This window comes from Micromonospora sp. RL09-050-HVF-A, from assembly GCF_019374995.1.
GTDB classification, from domain to species: Bacteria; Actinomycetota; Actinomycetes; order Mycobacteriales; family Micromonosporaceae; genus Micromonospora; species Micromonospora antibiotica.
In genome coordinates this window covers 833,501-854,531 of the sequence record NZ_JAGKQP010000002.1, presented here as the reverse complement: position 1 = coordinate 854,531, position 21,031 = coordinate 833,501, and the positions used below count along the sequence as shown (strand labels likewise).

The 21,031-nt window shown below is 74.5% G+C and carries 15 protein-coding genes and 1 pseudogene; 10 read left to right on the top strand and 6 right to left on the bottom strand.

What is annotated here, in order from left to right:
• Positions 1-3: 3 nt before the first annotated feature.
• Positions 4-801: a citryl-CoA lyase gene (locus J7462_RS04005; RefSeq protein WP_219461930.1), complete on the bottom strand. Its 798-nt coding sequence runs from the start codon at positions 799-801 to the stop codon at positions 4-6.
• Positions 783-1,943 carry a CaiB/BaiF CoA-transferase family protein gene (locus tag J7462_RS04000; RefSeq protein WP_219461928.1) on the bottom strand — a complete coding sequence of 387 codons (1,161 nt, stop codon included), beginning with the start codon at positions 1,941-1,943 and terminating at the stop codon, positions 783-785. Before J7462_RS04000 ends, J7462_RS04005 begins: the two co-directional genes overlap by 19 nt.
• Before the next feature lie 249 nt (positions 1,944-2,192).
• Between J7462_RS04000 and J7462_RS03995 the strand changes: the two genes are divergently transcribed.
• Both J7462_RS03995 and J7462_RS03990 read left to right on the top strand, forming a co-directional pair.
• Positions 2,193-3,653, top strand: coding sequence for an amidohydrolase family protein (locus J7462_RS03995; protein ID WP_219461925.1), 1,461 nt, complete (start codon positions 2,193-2,195; stop codon positions 3,651-3,653).
• A gap of 61 nt (positions 3,654-3,714) precedes the next feature.
• Positions 3,715-4,533 (top strand): IclR family transcriptional regulator C-terminal domain-containing protein, encoded by an 819-nt coding sequence (locus J7462_RS03990; RefSeq protein WP_208565991.1) that lies wholly within the window; start codon positions 3,715-3,717, stop codon positions 4,531-4,533.
• Here J7462_RS03990 and J7462_RS03985 read toward each other — a convergent pair.
• Positions 4,464-5,162: a TetR/AcrR family transcriptional regulator gene (locus tag J7462_RS03985; protein ID WP_219461917.1), complete on the bottom strand. Its 699-nt coding sequence runs from the start codon at positions 5,160-5,162 to the stop codon at positions 4,464-4,466. The genes J7462_RS03990 and J7462_RS03985 overlap by 70 nt on opposite strands.
• Before the next feature lie 191 nt (positions 5,163-5,353).
• On the opposite strand from J7462_RS03985, the gene J7462_RS03980 reads away from it, so the two are divergent.
• Positions 5,354-6,520, top strand: a complete 1,167-nt coding sequence (locus tag J7462_RS03980) for an acyl-CoA dehydrogenase family protein (protein WP_219461915.1) — start codon at positions 5,354-5,356, stop codon at positions 6,518-6,520.
• On the top strand, positions 6,510-7,649 hold the full coding sequence (locus J7462_RS03975; RefSeq protein WP_219461913.1) for a CaiB/BaiF CoA-transferase family protein: 1,140 nt from the start codon (positions 6,510-6,512) through the stop codon (positions 7,647-7,649). Before J7462_RS03980 ends, J7462_RS03975 begins: the two co-directional genes overlap by 11 nt.
• 16 nt (positions 7,650-7,665) lie before the next feature.
• Here the strand turns inward: J7462_RS03975 and J7462_RS03970 are convergent, their stop codons facing one another.
• A complete protein-coding gene (locus tag J7462_RS03970) occupies positions 7,666-8,313 on the bottom strand; it encodes a DUF2238 domain-containing protein (RefSeq protein ID WP_219461912.1) in 648 nt (215 codons plus the stop codon).
• Between the two features lie 259 nt (positions 8,314-8,572).
• Here J7462_RS03970 and J7462_RS03965 point away from each other — a divergent pair, with 259 nt between their 5' ends.
• The 3 genes from J7462_RS03965 to J7462_RS03955 all read left to right on the top strand — a co-directional run bounded on the left by J7462_RS03965 (position 8,573) and on the right by J7462_RS03955 (position 12,156).
• Positions 8,573-10,183, top strand: a complete 1,611-nt coding sequence (locus J7462_RS03965) for an RICIN domain-containing protein (RefSeq protein WP_219461909.1) — start codon at positions 8,573-8,575, stop codon at positions 10,181-10,183.
• A 171-nt stretch (positions 10,184-10,354) separates the two neighbouring features.
• Positions 10,355-11,332, top strand: coding sequence for an ATP-binding cassette domain-containing protein (locus J7462_RS03960; protein WP_219461907.1), 978 nt, complete (start codon positions 10,355-10,357; stop codon positions 11,330-11,332).
• Complete coding sequence (locus J7462_RS03955) at positions 11,329-12,156, top strand: ABC transporter permease (RefSeq protein WP_219461899.1); 828 nt, start codon at positions 11,329-11,331, stop codon at positions 12,154-12,156. Before J7462_RS03960 ends, J7462_RS03955 begins: the two co-directional genes overlap by 4 nt.
• On the opposite strand, the gene J7462_RS03950 is transcribed toward J7462_RS03955, so the two are convergent.
• Positions 12,116-15,337, bottom strand: a complete 3,222-nt coding sequence (locus tag J7462_RS03950; RefSeq protein ID WP_219461897.1) for a BTAD domain-containing putative transcriptional regulator — start codon at positions 15,335-15,337, stop codon at positions 12,116-12,118. The genes J7462_RS03955 and J7462_RS03950 overlap by 41 nt on opposite strands.
• Before the next feature lie 48 nt (positions 15,338-15,385).
• Positions 15,386-16,486, bottom strand: a complete 1,101-nt coding sequence (locus tag J7462_RS03945) for a hypothetical protein (RefSeq protein WP_255597573.1) — start codon at positions 16,484-16,486, stop codon at positions 15,386-15,388.
• A gap of 270 nt (positions 16,487-16,756) precedes the next feature.
• On the opposite strand from J7462_RS03945, the gene J7462_RS03940 reads away from it, so the two are divergent.
• The 3 genes and pseudogenes from J7462_RS03940 to J7462_RS03930 all read left to right on the top strand — a co-directional run bounded on the left by J7462_RS03940 (position 16,757) and on the right by J7462_RS03930 (position 21,018).
• Positions 16,757-18,403 (top strand): ABC transporter ATP-binding protein, encoded by a 1,647-nt coding sequence (locus J7462_RS03940; RefSeq protein WP_219469966.1) that lies wholly within the window; start codon positions 16,757-16,759, stop codon positions 18,401-18,403.
• Positions 18,400-20,132 (top strand): annotated as a pseudogene (locus J7462_RS03935) (ABC transporter ATP-binding protein). The gene J7462_RS03940 and the pseudogene J7462_RS03935 overlap by 4 nt, the downstream one beginning before the upstream one ends.
• A 181-nt stretch (positions 20,133-20,313) precedes the next feature.
• Entirely contained in the window at positions 20,314-21,018 is a 705-nt protein-coding gene (locus tag J7462_RS03930; protein ID WP_219461895.1) for a VOC family protein, read from the top strand.
• Positions 21,019-21,031: the final 13 nt, after the last annotated feature.

Genomic DNA, 21,031 nt, shown 5'->3' with positions numbered 1-21,031 from the left:
GGATCAGTCGGCGTCGTCCGGCACGTACCGGGCGTTGCGGTCGACGGTGCGGTAGATGTCCATGCCGAGCGGGCGGCGGCGTTCCTCGGCGAGGTGGCCGAGCAGGCCGGCGGTGCGGGCCAGCAGCGCGAAGCCGCGCAGCAGGTCGATGGGCAGGCCGAGGTCGGCCAGGGCCGCGCCACACACCCCCGCGCCGTTGAGCGGCAGGGTGCGGCCGAGCACCTGCGGGTGGACCCGGCCGATCGCCTCGAACAGCCGCAGGTGCGGCCCGCGCAGCCCCTCCTGCTCGGCGATCGCGATCAGCACCGGGGTGCGCGGGTCGGTCTCCTTGTGCACCGGGTGGCCGAGCCCCGGCACCAGGCGCTTGGCGGCGCGGGCGGCGCGGACCGCGTCCAGGGCGACGGCGTCCCAGCCGGCGTCGTCGGTGGGTGGCTCGGTGAGACCGGCGAGGGTGTCGGCGAGGAACCGGCCGCAGTCTTCGGTGACGCCGAGGAAGCGGGAGCCGCCGCCGAGCAGGCCGGCGGCGATCGCGCCCTGCAACGCCTCCGGCGCGCTGAGGTACGTCAGCCGGGCGGCGATCGCGGTGGGGGTGAAGCCGTGGTCGGCCAGGGCCACCAGGACGGTCTCGAAGACGCGGACCTCGCCGGGGCCGGGGCGACGCCCGGCGACCAGCCAGAAGGCCAGTTCACCGAAGCCCACCCGACCCATCAGGTCACCGGCCAGGTCCTGACCGAGTAGCCGGATGGTGGTCGGGTCGGAGGTGCCGATCGAGGTCGGGAAGTCTAGCTGCCGGTCAGCCACGCGCGGATCTCCTCGCCGTGTTCGTCGAGCGCGGGCGGCGGGGTGCCGTACCGCGCGGGGGTGTCCGAAAGGGTGATCGGGTGCCGGATGCCGGGGACCGCGGCGGCGCCCTCGCCGACGGTGACCACCGGGTCCAGCCCGAGGCGTTCGGCGAACGCGACCCCGCCGTCGATGGTGTTGATCGGGGCGCAGGGCACCCCGGCGGCCATCAGGTCGGTGAACCACTCGTCGCGGGTGCGCCGGCGCAGCCGCTCGACCAGCAGCGGACGTAGTTCCTCCCGGTTGGCGGTGCGGTCCTGGTTGCGGGTGAACCGGGGGTCGTCGACCAGTTCCGGCAGGTCGAGCACCTGGCAGAGCCGGCGGAACTGCCCGTCGTTGCCGGCGATCACGATCAGCTCGCCGTCGGCGACGGGCAACGGCTCGTACGGGAAGAGGCTGGGGTGGGCGTTGCCCATCCGGAAGGGCACCACTCCGCCCGCGACGTAGCCGCTGCTGTGGTTGACCAGCCCGGACAGCGCGGAGGAGAGCAGGTTGACCTCGACGTGCTGGCCGCGCCCCGAGTCGTGGCGGTGGTGCAGGGCGGCCAGGATGCCGATCGACGCGTGCAGCCCGGCCATCACGTCGAACACGGAGATGCCGGCCCGGTAGGGCGAGCCGTCCGGGTCGCCGGTGAGGCTCATCAGCCCGGAGATCGCCTGCACCATCAGGTCGTATCCGGGGTAGCCCGCGCCCGCGCCGGTGCCGAACCCGCTGATCGAGGCGTAGACCACCCGGGGGTTGCCGGCGGCCACGGTGTCGTAGTCGAGGGCGAAGCGGCGCAGCCCGCCGGGCTTGAAGTTCTCGATCAGGACGTCGGCCCGGGCGGCCAGCCGGTGGGCCACGGCCAGGTCGTCGGGGTCCTTCAGGTCAAGGGCGATGGACCGCTTGTTGCGGTTGATGCCCAGGTAGTAGGTGGAGACGTCGTCGCGGACCGGGGGCATCCACGTGCGGGTGTCGTCGCCGCCGGGCCCCTCCACCTTGATCACCTCGGCGCCGAGGTCGGCCAGCAGCATGGTGGCGTACGGCCCGGCGAGGATGCGGGAGAAGTCGGCCACCACGACGCCGTGCAGCGGGCCGGTCCGGCCCGGTGTCTCCTCCGCCATGATCCACCCTCTCGTTGACCGCTAGGCGGACGAGTGTCCGCTCGATCAGTTTCCCGATGACTCCATGAGACGTCAACACCTCGACTAAATTCTCGGGAAACTCCCAGTTCCACGCGTTAGAAAGCAACCGGAGACACGACGGTAACGTGCTCTTGACATGGCCGGTGACCGGGAACACACTGGCGAAACCCTGATCTGACCGTAGAGCGGACAAGCGTCCGCAGGCACCCCGGAACGGAAGTGGCGGCGATGAGTGCGAACGAGGGGCGGACACCGGCGGCAGGCCAGCCGGTGGTCTTCCGCAACGGCCTGGTGCTGACCATGGACGACACCCACACGGTGCTCCCCCGCGCCGACGTGCTGGTGATCGACGACCGGATCGCCGCCGTCGGCGCGGAACTGGCCGTGCCGGAGGGCACCTGGGAGATCGACGCGGCCGGCGGCATCGTCATGCCCGGCATGATCGACACCCACCGGCACATGTGGCAGACCGCGATGCGCGGCTACGGTGCCGACTGGACGCTGACCCAGTATTTCGTCTGGTACTACCTGGAGTCCGGCAAGCTGTTCCGCCCCGAGGACGTCTACGCCGGCAACCTGCTCGCCGCCATCGAAGCGGTCGACGCCGGCGTCACCACCACCGTGGACTGGTCACACGGCCTGCAGACCCCGCAGCACGCCGATGCCGCCGTCGACGCCCTGGAGGCGGTGCCGGGCCGGTTCGTGCTCGCCTACGGCAACCTGCAACAGGGTCCGTGGGAGTGGGCCACCACCCCCGAGTTCCGCGACTTCGTCACCCGCCGCATCCACGGCCGCGGCGACCGGCTCGGCTTCCAGATGGCCTTCGACGTCACCGGCGACCCGGCCTTCCCCGAGCGGGCCGCCTTCGAGGTGGCCCGGGACCTCGGGGTGCCGGTCACCACCCACGCCGGGGTGTGGGGGGCCACCAACGACGACGGCATCCGGCTGATGCACGAGCACGGGTTCATGACCGACTCGACGGTCTACGTGCACGCCGCCACCCTCAACCGCGACTCGTACCACCGGATCGCGGCAACCGGCGGCTCGGTCTCGGTGTCCACCGAGAGCGAGCAGAGCGCAGGCCAGGGCTACCCGCCCACCTGGCAGCTACGGCACCACGACATCCCGGTCTCGCTGTCCATGGACACGAGCGTCTGGTGGAGCGGGGACCTGTTCTCCGCGATGCGCGCCACGCTGAGCGCCGACCGGTCCCGGGAACACCTCGAGGCGCACGGTCGACAGGAGACCGTCACCCACTGCCACCTGCGCGCCGAGCAGGTGGTGGAGTGGGCCACCCGGGGCGGTGCCCGGGCCCTGGGCCTCGACCACCTCGTCGGCGCCCTCACCCCGGGCCGCAAGGCGGACGTGGTGCTGATCAAGAACGACAACTCCCCGGTGATGTTCCCGATCCTGCACCCCTACGGCCACGTGGTGTTCCAGGCCCAGCGCGGCGACGTGCACACCGTGCTGATCGACGGCCGGCTGGTCAAGCACGAGCACCGGCTGGTCGGCGTCGACCTCGCCGCCGCCCGCGCCGCCGTCGGACGCACCGTCGAACACCTCACCGACACCATGGGCGCCGACGCGTGGGAGAAGGGGATGAACCCGGACGTCCCCGAGACTGCGGTGCTGGACAACCCGTACACCTACACCCAGTGGGACGCCGGCTCGGCGCAGTGGAAACAATAGCCATCCGACGCGCCCGGCGGTGACCACCCGCCGGGCGCGGGGCAGCCAGCGAAGGGACTCCATGGGGCGCGAGGCCGGAACCGACTTCATCGAGGCGCTGGCGCGCGGCCTCGACGTGCTGCGCTGCTTCCGTCCGGGCCAGCCGACGATGACCCTCAGCGAGATCGCGGCGGTGACCGGGCTGGCCCGCCCCACCGTGCGGCGCATCCTGCTCACCCTGGAGGAGTTGGGCTACGTCCGCACCGCCGACCGGGGCTTCGCGCTCACCCCCCGGGTGCTGGAGCTGGGCGTGGCCTACGTCAACTCGTTGAGCATCTGGGACGTGGCCCGCCCGCACATGCGACAGCTGGTGACCGAGACCGACGAGTCGACGTCGCTGGCCCAGCTCGACGGCAGCGACATCGTCTACGTGTCCCGGGTCGCGGTGCCCAAGATCGTCACGCTCGCGGTGACCATCGGCACCCGGTTCCCGGCCGTGGCCACCTCGATGGGCAAGGTGCTGCTGGCCGCCCTCACCCCGGCGGAACTCACCGCCGTACTGGCCGTGCCCGGCCGTTCCGGCATCACCGCCCGCTGGCGGCCGGACCGCGACGAGCTGGACCGGGAGCTGCGTGAGGTGCGGGCACGCGGCTGGGCCCTGGCCGACCAGGACCTGGCCGCCGGCATCCGGTCGATCGCCACCGGGGTACGCGACGGCGACGGCCGGGTGGTGGCCGCGCTCAACGTCACGGTGCACGCCGCCGAGACCTCACTGGAACGGCTCACCGACGAGCACCTGCCCCGCCTGCTGCGCACCGCCGCCGGGATCAGTCAGGACTGGGCCCGGCTCGACACCGTGCCGATGGCGGTGCAACGGCCCGATCCGGCTCCACCCGCCTGAGAGGCCCCGGCCGGGCCGACGACCGCCGGATAGACCTGCTCCACGATGGTCAGCAGGGTGGCGGTCAGCAGCAGGTGCACCTGGTCACGGTCCAACGCGCCCCGCTGGAGCCACTCCCGGGCGGTCGCGGTGGCCAGCCCGCCGTACGCCCGGATCATGGCGCGCAGTTCGGCCCGGCGGACGGTCACGTCGGCCAGCCCCACCGCCACCAGGACGCTGTCCGCCGCGACCTCCTCGGCCTCGGTGAGCACCCGGGCGACGTCGGCGTCGTGGCCCATCCCCCCGGCGGTCACCGCGGCCAGCCAGGAATCGCGGTGCCGGGACACCACGTCGAGGAACCAGGTGACGCTGGCGTCGACCCGGGTGCGCAGGTCACCGACGGGCAGTCGCTCGACGGCCACCCCGGGCACGGTCACCATCACCCGGACGACCTCCAGGTAGAGCTGCTTCTTGGTGCCGAAGTAGTGGTTGATCAGGCCCCGGGCCACCCCGGCCTCGCGGGCGACGTCGGTGGTGGACACGTCGGCGTAGGGGCGCGCGCCGAACAGCCTCACCGCGCAGGCGAGGATCTGCCCGCGCCGGGCGTCGGGCTCCAGCCGCCGTCGCCGTGATTCCGTGTCAACGCTCACCCGCCGCACCCTATCGGCAGGTCGGCGCGACACACCCCGGGCCGACGACGGGTCCCGTCAGCCGGGCGGCGGCGGCTGCGCCGGTCTCCCCGACCCGGTGCGGCACCGGTCCGCTCGGGCAGACCGGGCGGGCCACCGGACGATGATCAGGAATTGTTGACACGCCGCCAACAGGGCGTGAGGGTGTATCCATGCCGACGCCTGGACTCCACGACTACTCCCCACCGTGGCGCGCGCCCGAGCACGACGACCTCGCCGACCTGGCCCGTGACTTCTTCGCCCGGGAGGTGCTGCCGCACACCGAACGGCTGCTGGCGCAGGGCCACCCGGACCGCGACCACTACCGGCGTGCCGGCGAGCTGGGCCTGCTCGGCCTGTCCGTGCCCGAGGAGTACGGCGGCGGAGGCGGCGGTTTCACCCACGAGGCGGTCCTGCTGCACGAGCAGGCGCACGTCGGGGAGAGCACCCTCGGCCTCGGCGTGCACAGCGGCATCGTCACCGGTTACCTGGTCGCCTACGGCAGTGCCGAACAGAAGCGCCGCTGGCTGCCCGGCCTGTGCCGCGGCGAACTGGTCGGGGCGATCGCGATGACCGAACCCGACGGCGGCTCCGACCTGCAGGCGATGCGGACCCGGGCCGTCCGCGACGGCGACGACTACCTGGTCACCGGGGCCAAGACGTTCATCAGCAACGGCGGCCTCGCGGACCTGCTCATCCTGGCCGTCAAGACCGACCCGACGCAACGGGCCGCCGGCATCTCCCTGCTGGTCTGCGAGGTCGCCGACGACCGGGCCGGGTTCCGGCGGGGCCGGCTGCTGTCCAAGATCGGGCTGCACGGCAACGACACCGCCGAGCTGTTCTTCGACGACCTGCGGGTGCCGACGACGCACCTGCTCGGCGGGGCCGAAGGGCTCGGCTTCGGCCAGATGATGCGGCAACTGCCCCAGGAACGCCTGGTCATCGGCATCGGGGCGGTCGCGGCGATGCAGCGGGCGGTGGAGCTGACCACCGCGTACGTCAAGGAACGCACCGCCTTCGGCAAACCGCTGATCGGCCACCAGAACACCCGGATGGTGCTGGCCGAGTGCGCCACCCGCACCCGGGTCAGCCGGGTCTTCCTCGACGACTGCATCGCCCGGCACGACCGGGGCGAGCTGGACGTGGCCACCGCGGCGATGGCGAAGGCCTGGCTCACCGAGGGGCAGTGCGAGGTCGTCGACCGTTGCCTGCAACTGTTCGGCGGCTACGGCTACACCACCGAGTACCCGATCGCCCGGATGTACGCCGACGCCCGGGTGCAGAAGATCTACGGCGGCACCAACGAGATCATGAAGGAGCTGATCGCCCGTGCCCTCTGACCGCCGGCCCGACGCCACCGGGCCGCTGGCCGGGGTGCGGGTGGTGGAGCTGGCGAGCCTGGCCCCGGCCCCGTTCGGCTGCATGGTGCTGGCCGACCTCGGCGCGGACGTGGTGCGCGTCGACCGGCCCGGCGGCCCCGCCCCGGGACGACTGGCCGCCCCGACGACCGGGCCGCTGCACCGGGGCCGCCGGGTCACCACCCTGGACCTGAAGACCCCCGCCGGGGTGGCCGACCTGCTGCGCCTGGTCGAACGGGCCGACGTGCTGGTCGAGGCGTACCGGCCGGGGGTGGCCGAGCGGCTCGGTTTCGGGCCCCGGACCTGCCGGGACCGCAACCCCCGCCTGGTGTACGCCCGGTTGACCGGCTGGGGTCAGGACGGTCCGCTGGCCGCCCGCGCCGGGCACGACATCGACTACATCGCGCTGTCCGGCGCGCTGGAACCGCTGGGCCGTCCCGGTGAACGCCCGCACGCCCCGCTGAACCTGCTGGGCGACTTCGCCGGGGGCGGGATGCTGCTCGCCACCGGCGTGCTGGCCGCGCTGCTGGAACGGGAACGCTCCGACCTCGGGCAGGTGGTCGACGCCGCGATGGTCGACGGGTCGGCGCTGCTCACCGCGTTCCTGCACGGGATGCTCGGCGACGGTCGGTGGTCCGCGCCCCGCGGTGCCAACCTGCTCGACGGCGGCGCCCCGTTCTACGACACCTACCGCACCGCCGACGACCGGTTCGTGGCGGTGGGCGCGTTGGAGCCGGCGTTCTACGCCGCGCTGCTGACCGGGCTGGGCCTGGCCGACGACCCGACGCTGCCCGCCCAGCACGACCCGGACGGCTGGCCGGAGCTGCGCCGCCGGTTCACCGCCCGGTTCGCCGAACGCACCCGCGACGAGTGGACGGCGGTCTTCGCCGACCTCGACGCCTGTGTCGCGCCGGTGCTCGCCCCCACCGAGGCGCACCGCCATCCGCACAACGCCGCCCGGGGCACCTTCGTCGCGGTGGGCGGCGAGGTGCAGCCGGCACCGGCACCCCGGTTCGCCCGGACGCCCGCCGCTGCGCCGCGACCGGCACCGGACCCGGCGGACCCGCTGGACGTCGCCACCGTCCTCGACGACTGGGCCGACCGGCCGTGACCTGCCGCCCGGCCGGTCAGCCCACCGCGACGGCAGGAGCCGGGCGGGCGGGCGTCGCGGCCGGCAGCTGACGGTCGTGCCACCGGCTGAGCAGGGTCAGCGAGGTGACCGCCCCGACCAGCGCGAGGAACATGTCCCACTGGGTGTCCCAGACGTCGCCCTGGGTGCCGAGGAAGTCGGCGGCGGCGGAGCCACCGGCCACCGAGGACCACCACTCGATCATCTCGAAGAAGGCGCTGAAGGCCAGGCAGGCACAGACCACCAGCGGGGCGAGCCAGCGGCTGCCCCGCAACGGGGACCGGCGGACGAGGATCTCGCGGACCAGGATCGCCGGGACGAAGCCCTGCACGAAGTGCCCGAGCCGGTCGTACGGGTTGCGGGAGAGGTCGAGCGCGTCGCGTACCCAGTCGCCCAACGGGACCCGTGCGTAGGTCCAGTGCCCGCCCACGATGAGGATCAGCGCGTGCGCCGCCAGCAGGCAGCACAGCAGGGTGGTCAACGGGAACCGCCGCCACACCAGTAGCACCACCGGCACCCCGACGATCACCCAGACCGTCTCCAGCAGCCAGGTGAGCCGGTCGTAAGGGTGCAGGCCGGACAGCAGCAGCGCCACGACGACGAGGCCCAGCAGCACGGGCGGGACGAGCGTACGGGCCCGGGTCACGGCGACCACCTGTCCGGAGACGAGCGGGCGGCCCGGTCGCCGCCCGGCCGCTGACGATAACAGCGCCCCGCACCGCACCGGCACCGGTGGGCCGGTCGGCACGTCGGCCGCACGGGTGCCCCCGTTCGGCCGACGGGACGGTGTCCTGGCCTGCCCGGATCGGCACTGATCGGCGGGCAATTGCCCGAATCCACCTCTGTCGATACGGTACAGCCGGAGGCCGCCCGTCCCGGCACCGCACCCCCGCAGAAGGAGCCCCATGCCACCCGTCACCCCCACCCGGAGATCCCGCCCCCGGCGACCCGGCCTGCTGGCCGTCACCGTCCTCGCCCTGGTCGCCACCGCCACCACCGTCGCCCCACCGGCCGCCTCGGCGGCCACCGTCGACCCCGGCGCGGACTACGTGCTCGTCAACCGCAACAGTGGCAAGGCGATGGACCTGTACGACTGGGCCACCGCCGACGGCGCACCGGTCAAGCAGTACACCCGCAACGACCTCGCCGTGCAGCGGTGGCGCTTCGTCGACGTCGGCAGCGGCTACCACCAGATCCGCTCGGCGCACAGCGGCAAGGTCCTCGAACTGCCCAACGCCCTCGACGGCACCGCCCTGGTGCAGAACCCGGCCGCCAGCGGCAACACCCGGCAGCACTTCCGGCTCGTCGACTCCACGGGCGGTTACGTCCGGCTGCTCAACCGGCACTCCGGCAAGGCCCTCGACGTGTGGGAACGGTCCACCGCCGACGGGGCGACCATCTCCCAGTACCAGGACCTCGACGGGGCCAACCAGCAGTGGCAGCTCGTCCGGCCGGGCGGCACGGCCGACTGCGGCAGCGGCGCGTTCCAGGCCGAGGCGGTGCTGGCCGGCGGCACCTGGACCGTCCGCAACGGTGGCACGACCGTGCACACCGGCACCGACCTGCGGGCCGCCGTGCAGGCCGCGGTGAACAGCCTCACCGCCGGGCGGACCAGCAAGCAGCGGGTGGTGGTGCGCGGCTCGGGCACGATGAGCGCCAACTCCCGCATCTCGCTGCCCAGCTACACCACCCTCGACGTGTGCGGGACGATCAACGTCACCGGCACCGGCTCGGGGGACCAGGCCCCCGTCTACTCCCGGGGCACCACCCAGGTCGAGGTGCAGCACCTCACCCTCACCGGCACCCCGCTCTACGGGGTCTTCCTGCGCAACGTCACCAACGTCGTGCTGGGGCAGCTCGACATGCGGCTCTCCGCCGGCCTCGGCGTCCGCGTCGACAACCGGGGCGACACCAGCCAGTGGACCCGCAACGTGCGCATCGACAACGTGTACGTCTCGGGCGCCAGCTCGCACGCCGTGGAGACGTACGGGGTGGACGGGCTGACCGTGGGCACCGTCACCGCCCGCAACGTCGGCGAGTCCGGCCTGCTGCTCAACCAGACCATCAACGCCACCGTGTCCACCGTGGACGCCGAGAACGCCGGCACCGGCACCGGGTACGCCGCGTTCCGGATGGCCAACCGCAACGGCCGCATCGGCGACAGCTACCCGACCAACATCCGGGTCGGCACCGTCCGGGCCCGGGGCGGCGGCCGGGGCGTCTTCTGCGTCTCCGAGTCCGGCGGGGCAACGATCGACCGGGTCGACATCGCCAACACCGGCAACAACGCCGTGTTGATCGAGAACTGCTACGGGGTGAGCCTGGCCACCAACGGCGGAACCATCAGCGGCGGCGGCGAGGTGCGGCTGGCCGAACGCACCGAGTTCCCCGGCAACCGGGACCTCACCCTGCGCAACTTCACCCTGGTCAACAACCGGATCGTGGAGAACCCCTGCGCCGACAACCTGACCATCAGCAACATCACCCTGACCAACTCGACCATCGTCCGCTGCTGACCCGACCCGCCGACGACCGCGCGGCCCCACCGCCGGCGGTGGGGCCACCGCACCATCCCCCGGGCCACCGCACCATCCCCCGGGCCACCGCAGCACCCCCTGCCAGCGGATGTCAGCCGGTGTCGGCGGCGTGTCGGCGCGGTGTCAGCCGACCGGCGCACGCTGCACGGCATGACAGCTGAACTGATGATCGAGGCCGAGGGCCTGGTCAAGTCCTTCGGCCGCACCCGGGCGTTGCAGGGGGTGGACCTCGCCGTGCCCCGGGGCACCGTGCTCGGGGTGCTCGGCCCCAACGGGGCCGGCAAGACCACCGCCGTGCGCATCCTGTCCACGCTGCTGACCCCGGACGCCGGCACCGCCCGGATCAACGGCCTCGACGTGGTACGCCAGGCCGAGCGGGTCCGGCAGTCCATCGGCCTCACCGGCCAGTACGCCTCGGTCGACGAGGACCTGACCGGGCGGCAGAACCTGGAACTGTTCGGGACGCTGCTGGAACTCGGCCGGGCCGGCGCGCGACGGCGGGCAGCCGAACTGCTCGACTGGTTCGACCTGACCGCCGCCGCGAACCGGCCGGCCAAGACCTACTCCGGTGGGATGCGCCGCCGGCTGGACCTGGCCGCCAGCCTGGTCGGCTCACCGGACGTGATCTTCCTGGACGAGCCGACGACGGGCCTCGACCCGGCCAAGCGCGAGGACATGTGGGACGTGGTCCGGTCGCTGGTGACCAACGGGGCGACCGTGCTGCTCACCACGCAGTACCTGGAGGAGGCCGACGCGCTGGCCGACGCCATCACGGTGATCGACCACGGCCGCGTCATCGCCCACGACACCCCGGACGGGCTCAAGCGGATCGTCGGCGGACAGACCCTGGAGGTACGCCCGACCGACCCGGCACAGCTGGCCCCGACGGCGGCGATCCTGTCCCGGGTGGGCTCCGGCGCACCCGCCGACGAGATCCGCCGGGGTGTGCTCGCGGTACCGGTCTCCGACGACTCCGCGCTGACCGAGAGCGTCGCCCGGCTGGCCGCCGCCGGCATCGCGGTCACCGAACTCTCGCTGCACCTGCCGAGTCTCGACGAGGTCTTCTTCACCCTCACCGGCCGCACCGCGGCCGACGACGACACCACCCGTACGGAGGTCGCCGCATGAGCACCCTGACCGGCACCCCGCCCCGCACCGGGCCGACGCTGTCCACGGTCGTGGCGCAGCCCCGGCCGTTGCGCCTGCTGCGGCACTCGCTGGCGCTGGCCAAACGCAGCCTGATCAAGACCTGGCGGACCCCGGAGGCGTTGATCGACGTCACCCTGCAACCGGTGCTGTTCCTGGTCATCTTCGTGTACGTCTTCGGTGGCGCGGTCGCCGGCTCCACCCACGACTACCTCCAGTACCTGCTGCCGGGCATCCTGGCGCAGACCATCGCCACCGGGTGCATCGCGATCGGTGTCAACCTCAACACCGACATCGCCAAGGGCATCTTCGACCGGTTCCGTTCGCTGCCCGTCCCCCGGTCCGCACCGCTGGTCGGGGCGGTGTTCGGCGACGTGGTGCGGTACGTGATCGTGACCGTGTCGACGCTGGCGATCGGCTACCTGCTCGGCTTCCGGATCGAGTCCGGCCCGGTGCAGGCCCTCGCCGGGTGCCTGCTCGCGGTGCTGTTCGCGCTCTGCCTGAGCTGGCTGCCGGTCTACGTCGGGATGAAGGTCCGCACGCCGGGCGCGGTGCAGGGGGTGATGTTCGCGCTGATCATGCCGTTGAGCTTCGCGTCCAACGTGTTCGTCACCGCCGGCACCCTGCCGGGCTGGATGCAGGCGGTGGTGACGGTGAACCCGCTGACCCACCTGGTGACGGCGATGCGCGGACTGTTCCTCGGCACCCCGGTCGGCAACCACGTGTGGTGGACGCTGCTGTGGTGCGCCGGCTTCGTGGCGGTGTTCATGCCCCTGGCGCTGCGGGCGTACCGTCGGCGGGTCTGACCCGGCCGAGCAGGTCGTCCATCAGCTCGCCGACGCGGGCGGTGGCCGCGGCGGCCGGCCGCGCCCGCCACCCGGCCAGCAACGGCTCCCGTCGCGCCTCGTCACCGAGGGCGGCGGTGAGCCGTTCGCCGACGCCGGACGGGAAGAAGGTCGCCGAGTTGCTGCCCAGCCGGGTACCGAGCGCGAACAGCTCACGGGCGGTCCCGACCTCGCCGCACCAGGCGGCGAGTTCGGCGCCACCCAACGCCCAGGTCCCGATCACCGGCAGGTCCCGCGACGACAGCGCCTCCGCGCCGGCGGCGGCCAGCAGGTCGGCGGCGCGGGCGCCAACGTCGTGCCGGGCCGCCGACCAAACCTCGGCGATCCGCAGATGCAGCACCACCACCGCGACCCGGAGCACGACCCGGGGCTGCGGTGGCGGACCGGTCCAGCCGGCCAGCGCGCGGATCACCGCGTCGGCGTGGCCGAGCGCCTCGGGGTGCCGCCCGCGCTGCCAGGCCAGGCGAGCCAGGCCGAGGCTCGCCTGGGCGGTCTCGATCTCCTCCCCCTGGCCGGGGGCCGCCGTCTCGACCAGCCGCCGCTCGGCCGCCGGGTCGCCGCCCAGGGCGAGCTGCACGTCCAGCATCACCTGCACGGCACGGACGTCCTGGGTCGCGCCGATCAGCTCCATGTGGTGCACGCCGCGCGCCAGCCACGTCGTGGACCCGCCGCCGTCGGTGACGGTCAGCGCCTGCCCGACGGCCTGCGCCGCCATCGCCATCCCCCAGTGGTCACCGGCCGCCCCGAACCGCCGGTACGCCTGCTCGGCGTCGGCCAGGGACGCCGCCGGCAGGCCGCCGCTGTCCCGGATCGCCGCGCGGGCGAACAGGCCGAAGCCCTGCACGTACGGGTCGGGATGCTCGACCAGCACGGTGGTGCTCGGCATCGCCAGCTCCGGGTCGAGCTGGTCGAACGCCGGCAGCACCGAGGCGAGCACCGCGTGCCGGGAGGACACCTCCCCGGGCCGCTCGGTCAGCAGCCGGCGCAGGGCCCGGCGGGCGACCACGGTGAGCCGCAGCGGGCCGGTGATGCCGGCGTTGACCGCCACCAGCAGGCACATCCAGGCCAGCCGGTCGGCGTCGGGCAGCGGTCGGCCGCCGGTCCGGCCGGAGACAATCGCGGAGCCGCCCCGCCGGTCGGGGGCGTCGAGGTGCAGCAGACCCCGGGACCAGCCGGAGACCTCCAGGTGCAGGCCCCGCACCGTCCACAGGTGGAACAGCGGGGTGGCGATGTCCACCGCGGCCGGTTCGTCGTCGTGCCCGAGCGCCCACCGCAGGCCGGCGACGAGGTTGTCCTGCTCGGCGGCGCACCCGGCGAACGCGTCGAGCTGGCCGGGGCCGATGAACCGGTCGAGCAGCCCGACCGCCTGCCGTCGGGCCCAGCCGACCAGGCCGGCCGTCGCCGGGGCGCGGTCACCGGCCGCGTCGAGCCGGGCCTCGCCGTACTCGCGGACGGTCTCCAGCATCCGGTAGCGGGGTGGACCGTCACCCTCGACGAGGGTCAACAGGGACTGCTCGACCAGCCGCGCCAACCCACGCCGGACGTCGGGCAGGCCGGCGACGGCGGCGGCGAGGTCGGCGGTGAACGGGGCGGGGACCACCGCGACCCGCTGGAGCAGGTCCCGGTCGGCGGGGGCGAGCAGTTCCCGGCTCCAGTCGACCATCGCCCACAGGCTCGCGTGCCGATCCGGCAGGCCGCGCAGCGCGGCGTCGAGCAGCGCGAACCGGTCGGTCAACCCGGCCAGCACGTCGTCGATCGGCATGTGCCGCAGCCGGGCGGCGGCCAGTTCGAGGGCCAGGGGGAGATTGTCGAGGCGATGGCACAGGGCCAACGTCCGGTCGGTGTCCCAGGTGGGCACCGCACCACCGGCGCGGGCCCGGGACTCGACCAGCGCCACCGCGTCGGCGTCGGGCAGCGCGGTCAACCGGTGCACCCGTTCCCCGACCAGGCCCAGCGGCGCCCGGCTGGTCGCCAGCACGGCCACCTCCGGTGGGCTCACCGCGACCAGGTCCGCGACGACCGCCGCCACCGGGTCCAGCAGGTGTTCACAGTTGTCCAGCACCACCAGGCCGTCGAGATCCGGCGCCAGGGCACGCAGCCGCTCCGGCGGGGTGAGCACCCGGCGGTCGAGGCCCAGGGTGCCGCCGGCCGTCGTGGTGTCCGCTCCGCCGAGAGCAGCCAGAACGGCGGGCAGCACCTCCTCGGCGGCCCGCAGCCCGGCCAGTTCGATCACCCGGGCCGGCCGTCCGGCCGCCACCGCCCGACGTACCACCTCGGCGGCGAGCCGGGTCTTGCCCGCGCCGCCGGTGGCCACGACCGTCACCAGGGCCGCGCCGGTCAGCGCCGCCTCCACCGCCTCGACGTCACGGTCCCGGCCGACGAGCGCGGTCACCGGCCGCCGCCACCCGGACGGCAGCACGGTCCGGGTCGACGCGACCGGCGACGCCGGGCCGGTCGGGGCGGTCAGTTCACCCCGCAGCAACGCCAGGTGGACCTGGCTAATCACCGGCGACGGGTCGGTGCCGTAGCGGTCGGCCAGTTCGGTGCGCAACCGCGCGACCACCTCCAGGGCCTCGGCGTCGCGCCCCTGGGCGGCGAGCATCCGGACCAGCAGGGCGGCCGACGGCTCGTCCGGCGGGGTCCGCGCGACGAGCCGCCGCAGGTCACTGTCGTCATACGGGCCGGGGCCGGTCAACGCCGCCTCGGCGCGCAACGCGACGACGTCGGCGAACAGCCGGCTGGTCTCCTCGGTGTCCCAGGCCGGGACCTCGGGGAACAGCACCCGGGCCGCGTCGGCGGCGTCCCGGGCGGCCGGCCCGGCACCGTCACGCAGGGCGGCCCGGCCCCGCTCCAGCAGCGACCGGGCCCGGACCGCGTCGACGGTGACCTGTTCGGCGGGCAACCGGTAGCCACCCGGCACCGCGAGCACCGGCAGCCCGAGCCGGCGTACCCGGGAGACCAGGGCCTGTACCGCGCCGGTCGCGTCGTCCGGGGGCGTGCCGTCCCACACCGCGTCCACCAGCAACGGGGTGGAGACCGCCCGGCCCCGCGCGTCGACCAGCGTGCGGATCACGGCGGCGAGCCGTTCGCCCCGGACCGGCCGGCCGTCGACGGCGAGCGGGCCGAGGATGCTGATCTGCACGGGTCCAGCATCCCTCACCGGGACACCCGGCCGTCGCCGTCCCCCGCTTCAGTGGCGGGTCCGCCGCGCCCGGACGACCCCGACCAGCGCCGCCAGCAGCAGGCCGGCGACGATCACCCCGACCCCCAGCAGCAGCGACCGGGTCCCGTCGACGCCGGACCGGGCAACGGCGGTGGCGGTCGCGCCCGGGGACGCTGCTGTCGGGGCTCCGTCGGACGCCGTCGGGGCGGGTGGGGACGACACGGCCGGCGTGGGGGCCGCCGGGCGGGCGTAACGCAGCACCGTCGGCCGGGTGCCGGGTGGCTGACCGGCGGTCTCGGAGACGGTGAGCAGCCAGCGGCCGTCGCGGCTGTAACTGACCGACTCGCCCTGCGGCTCGTCGGGCAGCGCCACGGTCCGGGGCGTGCCGCCGGTCAGCGCGGCCACCACGTCGCCGTCGGTCACCTCGTACTCGAAGGCGTCGGCGTAGGTGCGCAGCACGACCCGGCGGCCGTCCGGGGCGACGGCCCCGCCGGTGACCAGCCGACGGCCGAAGAACGAGTACGGGTTCGGGGTCGTGGTGAGTGGCAACCGGACCTGCCCGGCCAGCGTCAACGGCACCGTCGCGCCGGCCCGCAGCGACCCGGCCGGCAGGTAGACGCCGGCGCTGCCGCCCTGCTTGGTCACCAGCACCGGCCGGCCGGCCCCGTCGAGCAGCAGCGCCTCCGCGTCGTGCGCCCCGTCGGGGTACGCCAGGCGGTGCAGCACCGGCCGGCGGGCCCCGGGCGCGAGCTTCCACAGCGCCACCGTCGACCGGGTCCGGTCGTTGTCGCCGGTGTCGGCGACCCAGACCGTGCCGTCCGCGCCGACCGCCAGGTCCTCGGTGTCGCGGGGCCGCGACGGGTAGGCCACCGTGCGCACCACCGCACACCGGGTGTCGAGGAAGAAGATGCGCCGCCGGGACGCCTCGTCGGCGCCGTCGTTGACCATCACGAACCCGGAGTCGGTGGCGACCATGCCGGAGATCTCGGTCAGCCGCCCGTCGCGGACCCGGCACACCGTGGCCGGTGCCGCCGCACGCGCCGGGTCGGGGACGGCCACCGTCGCCGTGCCGACGACGAGCAGCGTGGTGAGCAGCGACGACAAGCGGGTTGCCGGCCGCCGCGTCATCGCCCCTCCCCCGCCGTGGCCGGCGACCCCCCGCCGACGATCCGAGCACAGGAGCTTGCCGGTCGCCGTACGCCGCGTCAATGCCGCCACCCCGCCGGGCACTGAGGTGTACGCCACCGCGCCGTGGCCGCGTACGGGCCGGTGCGGCCGACGGCCGGTGACTAGCCTGGGTCGGTGCCTCCACGCCTGCCCCACCCGGACCCGGGCACCCCGGACACGGCGGGACCGCTGCGGTACATCTGGTGGCTGGTCCGCAGCCAACCGTGGCGGGTGCTGCGCGGGTCACTGTTCGGCACGGTCTGGATGGTGGGGTTGTCGGTGCGGCCGTTCCTGGTCGCCCGTGCCGTCGACGACGGGCTGCGCACCGGCGACACCGGGGCGTTGCTCGGCTGGGTCGCCGCGATCGTCGTCGCCGGGGCCGCGCTGGCCTGGGCGGGCATCATGCGGCACCGGACCATGACGTTCATCCGCGAGGATGCCAGCGCCCGCTCGGCGGCCGTGCTGCTGCGGCAACTCGCCCGGGTCGGGGCGGTGCTGCCCCGCCGGCTCGCCGCCGGGGACGTCGCCACCGTCGGCGGGTACGACATCGTGCGCACCTCGCAGGTGCTCACGCTGACCGGCCCCGGGGTGGGCGCGGTACTGGCGTACGCGGTCGCGGCCGTGGTGCTCTGGTCGATCGACCCGGTGCTGGCGCTGGTGACGCTGCTCGGGGTGCCGGTGATCGCGCTGGTCGTGGGCCCGCTGCTGCGCCAGCTGGAGCGGGCCGAGGCGGTCTACCGGCAACAGCAGGGCGAGCTGACCACCCGGGCCGACGACATCGTCGCCGGCCTGCGGGTGCTCGCCGGGGTGGGCGGCCGGCACCTGTTCGCCCGCCGGTACGCCGCCCGGTCGCAACGGCTGCGGGCCGAGGGCTACCGGGTCGGTGCGGTGCTCAGCTGGGTCGACGCGCTGACCGCCGTCATCCCCGGGCTGTTCCTCGCCGTGGTGGTGTGGCTGGCCGCCCGCACGGCCGCGGCGGGCGAGATCACCGTCGGGCAACTGGTGGCCGTCTACGGCTACGTGGCGGTGCTCATCGTGCCGGTCTGGTTCCTGCTGGAGGGCAGCTACCAGTTGATCCAGGGCCGGGTCGCCGCCCGGCGGATCGTCGACCTGCTCCGGCTCGCCCCCGACCCGGTGGGCGGCCCGGCGACCTGTCCCGCCCCGGCCGGCCCGGCCCCGCTGCACGACCCCGACAGCGGGCTGACGGTCCCGGTGGGCCGGTTGATCGGCGTCGCCGCCGACGACCCGGGCGACGCGGCGGCCCTGGCCGACCGGCTGGGGCGGTACGTCACCGGCGCGGTCACCTGGGGCGGGGTCCCGCTGACGGCCGTCGACCTCGACGAGGTGCGCTCCCGCATCCTGGTCGCCGACCACGACGGGTACCTCTTCGCCGGGACGCTGCGGCAGATCCTCGCCGGTCCACAGGGCACCGTCGACGACGCCCGGATCGACGCGGCGTTGCACGTGGCGTCGGCCCGCGACGTCGTCGAAGGGCTGCCCGACGGTCTCGACGCCCCGGTCGGCGACCGGGCCCGTACCCTCTCCGGCGGTCAGCGGCAGCGGGTCCGGCTGGCCCGCGCCCTGCTCGCCGACCCGGAGGTGCTGATCCTGGTCGACCCGACGTCGGCGGTGGACGCACACACCGAGGCCCGGGTGGCGCAGCGCCTGCGGCTGGCCCGTACGGGCCGCACGACGGTGCTGCTGAGCACCTCACCGGTGCTGCTCGGGCACGCCGACACGGTCGCCCACCTGCGCGACGGTCGGATCACCGGCACCGGGACGCACACCGCGCTGCTGGCCGCCGACCCGGACTACCGGCGGCTGGTCTGGCGGACCAGCGGCACCGACGACACGCCGGTGGGGCGGGCCGGACGATGACGAAGCTCCCGGTCGCGAGTGCGGCGGTGGTCCGGCGGGCCGCCCGCGACGTGCTCGCCGGTGACCGGTGGGCGGTCGTCGGGGTGCTGGCGTTGCACAGCGCCGCCGCCCTCGCCGGGCTGGCCGCGCCGTGGCTGATCGGGCGGATCGTCGACCAGGTCACCGCCGGGGCCGGGGCGGGCGCGGTGGACCGGCTGGCGCTGGCCATCGGGGGCTGCGTGCTGGTGCAGGGGCTGCTCGCCCGCTACGCCCAGTACGCCGGGCACCGGTTCGGTGAGCGGGCCGTGGCGCGGCTGCGCGAGGACTTCGTGACCCGCCTGCTCGGCCTGCCCGTCTCGGTGGTCGAGCACGCCGGCACCGGTGACCTGGCCACCCGCAGCTCGGTGGACGTGTCCACGGTGGGCACCATGCTGCGTGACGTGGTGCCGGTGCTGGTCATCGCGGGCACCCAGTTGACGCTGCTGTTCGGCGCGGTGTTCCTGCTGGACCCGCTGCTCGGCCTGGTCGCGCTCGCCGGGTTCCCGTCGATCGGGTTGGCGGTCCACCGGTATCTGCGCCGGGCCACCCCCGCCTACCTGGCCGAGGGGCGGCGACGGCGGAGCTGACCGAGGCGCTGACCACGACCGCCGAGGGCGCCCGCACCGTCGAGGCGTTGCGGCTGGGCCGTGACCGGGTCGCCCACGGCACCGCCCGCATCGGCGCGGTGTGGACCACCCGACGGGCCACCCTCGCCCTGCGGTCGGCGTTCTTTCCGGTGGTGGAGGGCAGCTATCCGCTCCCGATCGCCGCCGTGCTGCTCACCGGGGGTGTGCTGCTGTCGCGGGGACGGGTCAGCCTGGGTGAGGTGGTCGCCGCCGCGCTCTACCTGCAACAGGCGATCGACCCGCTGGACCGGCTGCTGCTGTGGGTGGAGCAGGCGCAGCGCGGCGTCGCCTCGTACGCCCGGGTGCTCGGGGTGGGGCAGGTGCCGCCGGAGCCCCGGGGCCGGGCGGCCCTGCCCACCGGGCGCATGGTGCAGGTGCGCGGGGCCACGTTCCGGTACGCGGGCGGCCCGCAGGTGCTGCACGGCATCGACCTGACGGTCGCGGCGGGGGAACGGCTGGCCGTGGTCGGCCCGTCCGGGGCGGGCAAGTCCACCCTGGCCCGGTTGCTCGCCGGCATCGACGTGCCCGCCCGGGGGATGGTGAGCCTCGGCGGGGTCCCGGTCACCGACCTCGACCCGGCCGAACGCCGCCGCCGGATCGCCCTGGTCACCCAGGAGCACCACGTCTTCCTCGGCACGCTGCGGGACAACCTGGTGTTCGCCGCGCCGGGCGGCACCGACGCGCAGTTGCGGGCCGCCCTGGCGGCGGTGGGGGCCGACTGGCACGCCGATCTGCCGGACGGCCTCGACACCCCGCTCGGGGCCGGGGTGCGCGACCTGGGCCCGGCCGAGGCCCAGCAGTTGGCGTTGGCCCGGCTCGTCCTGGCCGACCCGGACATCCTGATCCTCGACGAGGCGACCGCCGCGCTGGACCCGACGACCGCCCGGCGCACCGAGCGGGCGCTCGGTGCGGTGCTGGCCGGCCGGACGGTGATCGCCATCGCGCACCGGCTCAACACCGCGCACGACGCCGACCGGGTGGCGGTGCTGGAGGACGGCCGGATCACCGAGATCGGCCGGCACGACGACCTGGTCGCCAGCGACGGCGTCTACGCGTCCCTGTGGCGTTCCTGGCACGGCCACTGACCGGGCACCCGCCGGGTGCCGCCGGCGGCTGGGGCGGGCAGCTGGGGGCGCGAGACCGGCGCGGCGGGCACGGCTGGGGCGAGACCGGCGCGGCGGGCGGGGATCGGGCCCGCCGCGCGCTCCGGTCGGGGCCCGGCGATATTGCCTTGTCGCCGCACCGGCCGGTGTCTACGGTGCGGTGATGCTCTCGGGACCCCTGACGTTGACCCTCGACGCCCGACATCCGACCCGACTGGCGCGCTTCTGGGCCGGCCTGCTCGACCGGGAGGTCGTCGAGGACGCCACCGGTCGGGCGCTCCTGCCCGGCACGGACACCCAGCTCGGCCTCCGGTTCGTCCCGAGCCCCACCCGCAAGGCCGGTCCGAACCGGATGCACCTGCACCTGACCAGCACCAGCCCCGACGACCAGCAGCGGCAGGTGGCGACCGCGCTGGACCTCGGCGGCGCCCACCTCGACGTCGGGCAGCGACCCGAGGAGGGGCACATCGTGCTGGCCGACCCCGAGGGCAACGAGTTCTGCGTCATCGAGGCGGACAACAACTTCCTCGCCGGTTGCGGTCCACTCGGGGAGATCGCCTGCGACGGCACCCGGGCGGTCGGTCTCTTCTGGAGCGCGGCGTTGGGCTGGCCGCTGGTCTGGGACCAGGACCAGGAGACCGCCGTCCAGTCACCGCACGGCGGCACGAAGATCGCCTGGGGTGGTCCGCCCGTGGCTCCCAGGCAGGGCCGCAACCGGCAGCGACTGGACCTCGCCCCCGAGGGCGACCAGCAGGCGGAGGTCGACCGACTGGTCGCCCTCGGGGCCACCCGGCTGGATGCCGGCGCGGACGGCGACATCGTGCTGGCCGATCCGGACGGCAACGAGTTCTGCGTGACGGCGAGCTGATCACCCGGGGCGC

What these genes read in the sequence shown, in the direction of transcription:
- J7462_RS04000 (WP_219461928.1), bottom strand. Translation starts at nt 1,943, where the DNA reads ATGGCGGAGGAGACACCGGGCCGGACCGGCCCGCTGCACGGCGTCGTG.
- J7462_RS03995 (WP_219461925.1), top strand. Translation starts at nt 2,193, where the DNA reads ATGAGTGCGAACGAGGGGCGGACACCGGCGGCAGGCCAGCCGGTGGTC.
- J7462_RS03990 (WP_208565991.1), top strand. Translation starts at nt 3,715, where the DNA reads ATGGGGCGCGAGGCCGGAACCGACTTCATCGAGGCGCTGGCGCGCGGC.
- J7462_RS03980 (WP_219461915.1), top strand. Translation starts at nt 5,354, where the DNA reads ATGCCGACGCCTGGACTCCACGACTACTCCCCACCGTGGCGCGCGCCC.
- J7462_RS03965 (WP_219461909.1), top strand. Translation starts at nt 8,573, where the DNA reads ATGCCACCCGTCACCCCCACCCGGAGATCCCGCCCCCGGCGACCCGGC.
- J7462_RS03960 (WP_219461907.1), top strand. Translation starts at nt 10,355, where the DNA reads ATGACAGCTGAACTGATGATCGAGGCCGAGGGCCTGGTCAAGTCCTTC.
- J7462_RS03955 (WP_219461899.1), top strand. Translation starts at nt 11,329, where the DNA reads ATGAGCACCCTGACCGGCACCCCGCCCCGCACCGGGCCGACGCTGTCC.
- J7462_RS03945 (WP_255597573.1), bottom strand. Translation starts at nt 16,486, where the DNA reads ATGACGCGGCGGCCGGCAACCCGCTTGTCGTCGCTGCTCACCACGCTG.
- J7462_RS03930 (WP_219461895.1), top strand. Translation starts at nt 20,314, where the DNA reads ATGCTCTCGGGACCCCTGACGTTGACCCTCGACGCCCGACATCCGACC.